Source organism: Psychromonas sp. psych-6C06 (genome assembly GCF_002835465.1).
Classification (GTDB): Bacteria; Pseudomonadota; Gammaproteobacteria; order Enterobacterales; family Psychromonadaceae; genus Psychromonas.
Map to the genome: position 1 here is coordinate 1 of NZ_PIZM01000031.1, position 3,360 is coordinate 3,360.

Sequence of the window (3,360 nt, forward strand, 5' to 3'; positions counted from 1 at the left end):
GTGGTGGTTGTGTGAGAAATTAAAAGGCGAAGAATGGTACACCACCAAATTTATTCCCGCCATATCACCTATGACTTTGATAGCGCTATTATTTACCATTGTTATCATGTTCTCTTTAAAAGGGGAACTGATTGTAGAAATACCAATGGATGTGCTGATTATTGCAGTACCGTTACTGATCTATTTTACATTAATGTTTATCATAGGTTTCTTTTTTACCAAGGCAACCGGAGCGGAATATGATAAAACAGCCTCTGTGGCCTTCACGGCAGCCGGAAACAATTTTGAATTGGCCATTTCTGTTGCAATTGCCGTATTCGGTCTAAATTCCGGTCAAGCATTTACTGGAGTTATTGGTCCTTTGGTTGAGGTACCTGCATTGATTTTTTTAGTAAAGGTTTCCTTTTGGTTGAAGAAAAAATACTTTTCAAAAACTACATCTCAAACGGTATAGAGTTATGGGTTAATATGCTATTCTGTGGCATAAATAAATAGAATACATAATCCGTTAATTAGGGTCTAAGCATTAAGCTTAGACCCTAATTTTTTATAATCAATGCTCGTTTTTGGACTAATTGGGAAAATGTGTTCAATAATTGGTAAATAGTGTACGGATATGGTATTGTATCTGCTTAATTTTGAACCCAAAATTAAGCGAAGGTCATATTTAAAATAATAAGCATCACTAAATCACAAAGTGCGAATACGTATATTCACTTTTTAAACGCTTTACTTGACCGAAGCGGTACACAAACCAAGTGCATCAAATAATAGTAAATGTTCAAGAAAATTTTAAAAAAAATAATGATAGCAATAGTATCTATTATAGGAGTTTTAGTGGTGATCTATTTATTATTCACCAATTATTACCCAAGCTTTGGCGGAGATGTTTCAAAAGAGCAACAAAAAACCTATCAACTATCCAGTAACTATAAAGATGGTAAATTCAGAAATAGTAATGATGTACCAAAAGAAATGAGTTTAAGTGAAACCTTAAGCCTGGTATACACGTTCTTTACCACAAAAGTACCTAATGGAAGACCAACAAAAGATATTAGTCCACAACATCTAAAAAAGGTAAATGTTTCAAATTACAAAGGTGATACCAGGCTGATCTGGTTTGGTCATTCTTCCTTTTTATTACAGATAAATGGAAAAAATATCCTCATAGATCCAATGTTCGGCAAAGTACCTGCACCTCACCCGCTATTGGGCAGCAGCCGTTTCAATAAAGAATTCCCCATAGAAATTGATCAGCTGCCTGTCATAGATGCCGTAATATATTCGCATGATCATTATGATCATTTAGATTATGAATCGGTTTTAAAGATCAAGGATAAAACCAAACACTTCTATACACCACTTGGGGTTGGTGTTCATTTGAGTGCTTGGAACATACCAAAAGAGAAAATTACAGAAATGGACTGGTGGCAAGAAACGGCACTGGACGATATAAGATTAGTATGTACTCCGGCACAGCATTTTTCTGGCAGAAAAATGAATAACGGTCAAAGTACATTATGGAGCTCTTGGGTGATTACCACAACAACAGATAATATATTTTTTAGTGGTGACAGTGGGTATGCAAGCCATTTTAAAGAAATTGGAGATACATATGGTCCGTTTGATCTGGCTTTAATGGAGTGCGGCCAGTACAATGAAAAATGGTCAGATATACATATGATGCCTGAAGAAACAGCTATGGCAGGCGTAGATATTAAAGCTAAAAATGTAATGCCAATACACTGGGCCGGTTTTAAATTGGCCTTACATGAATGGACAGATCCCATTGTACGAGTGAAGGCTAAGGCAAAAGAATTGAACCTAAATATAATTTCACCGGAAATTGGACAAGAAATTATAGTAAAAGATAACGTAAACAATTATACAGATTGGTGGAAAAACGACGAACACCCAACCCCCCATTTTATATAATTAACAGCATTTACAGTTAACAATTAGTTAAATCAGCTCAAAAAACATTCTATACCGTATTTTTTATTCGAACTTTACGATATGAAACAGGCATTAAAATCTGAACTTTCCAAACAACTAATTCTTAACGAAGCCTTTAAGTTGTTTTACGAAGAAGGTTTTAAAACAACAAGCATTGATAAAATAATGAAGGCAACTACGATGACCAAAGGAGCCTTCTATCACCATTATGCAAATAAAAAAGAATTAGGCATTGAAGTAATTACCCAAAAATTACAGCGTAGAGTTCAAAAAAGAATGGTATATCCTCTATACCAAAACGGTAATGCATATGCTATTTTAGAAGATACTTTTTTAAACAGCCTTAAGTCTTTCTCCATGTATGAGAAGAAACACGGTTGCCCCACAAATAATCTCATCAATGAAATTGGGGATTATGAAAATGTATATCAAAAAGCACTAAAAAATATTATAGAGGAATGGAAAAGGGCACTCGTAGAATTAATTGATAGAGGAAAGTCTGAAAATACCTTCAAAAAGAATATTTCAAGTGCTGCGGCCGCTATTTATTTAATCAGCGCCTTTGAAGGTATACGTGGAATTCGAAAACTTTATGATGATGATGAAGTAATCAACGAATATATAAATGGGCTATCTATGTACCTAAATCAAATAAAGCAATAATTTTTTTTACCCAAAAACATACCACATAGAATGTTTTTATAAATACATATATCATGAAAAACAACAGAAGAGACTTTATTAAGAAATCAACCATTTTAGGAGTAGCAGGTGCAACAATACCTGCCATAAACTTTGCTAATAAAAAAGAACCAAAGACCGATAGACCCAAAGTTCTTTTTTTTGATGTCAATGAAACCTTGTTGGATTTAACCGCAATGAAAGATAGCGTAGCCAAAGCCCTTAACGGCAGAAACGACCTGCTACCGCTATGGTTTACAAGCATGTTGCAGTACTCTTTGGTTTCCACGGTTGCCAATCAATACAGTGATTTTGCCATTATTGGCGCCGCTGCTTTACAAATGGTTGCTGCCAACAATGGTATTAAACTTAGTCATGAAGAAGCAAAAAAATCAATTGTTGATCCTATCCGTTCGCTACCTGCACACCCTGAAGTTGCTTCCTCATTGCAGCGCTTAAAAGATGCCGGCTATACTTTAGTTTCATTCACAAACTCATCCAATAAAGGAGTTGAAACACAATTTAAAAATGCAGGACTCACCAAGTATTTTGATCTACGTTTAAGCATTGAGGATATGGGCAAGTTTAAACCACATGTTGATGCGTATAATTGGGCGGCCAGAAAAATGAACATCAAACCAGAAGAGTGTTTATTGGTAGCTGCCCATGGCTGGGATATTTCTGGAGCATTATGGGCTGGCTGGAGAGGAGCATTTATTAGTA

3 protein-coding genes and 1 pseudogene are annotated in these 3,360 nt (G+C 35.3%); all 4 read left to right on the forward strand.

Annotated elements, in window-relative coordinates:
• Positions 1 to 454: pseudogene (locus tag CW745_RS16525) on the forward strand (arsenic resistance protein); the annotation flags it as partial.
• A gap of 323 nt (positions 455 to 777) precedes the next feature.
• Positions 778 to 1,935 carry an MBL fold metallo-hydrolase gene (locus tag CW745_RS16530; RefSeq protein WP_202973227.1) on the forward strand — a complete coding sequence of 386 codons (1,158 nt, stop codon included), beginning with the start codon at positions 778 to 780 and terminating at the stop codon, positions 1,933 to 1,935.
• A gap of 81 nt (positions 1,936 to 2,016) precedes the next feature.
• Positions 2,017 to 2,619, forward strand: coding sequence for a TetR/AcrR family transcriptional regulator (locus tag CW745_RS16535; protein ID WP_099192030.1), 603 nt, complete (start codon positions 2,017 to 2,019; stop codon positions 2,617 to 2,619).
• 53 nt (positions 2,620 to 2,672) lie between these two features.
• A partial coding sequence (locus CW745_RS16540; RefSeq protein ID WP_101109790.1) for a haloacid dehalogenase type II occupies positions 2,673 to 3,360 on the forward strand: 688 nt, incomplete at its 3' end.

Bases quoted from the DNA above. Each gene is read 5' to 3' on its own strand.
- CW745_RS16530 (WP_202973227.1), top strand. From the start codon at position 778: ATGTTCAAGAAAATTTTAAAAAAAATAATGATAGCAATAGTATCTATT.
- CW745_RS16535 (WP_099192030.1), top strand. From the start codon at position 2,017: ATGAAACAGGCATTAAAATCTGAACTTTCCAAACAACTAATTCTTAAC.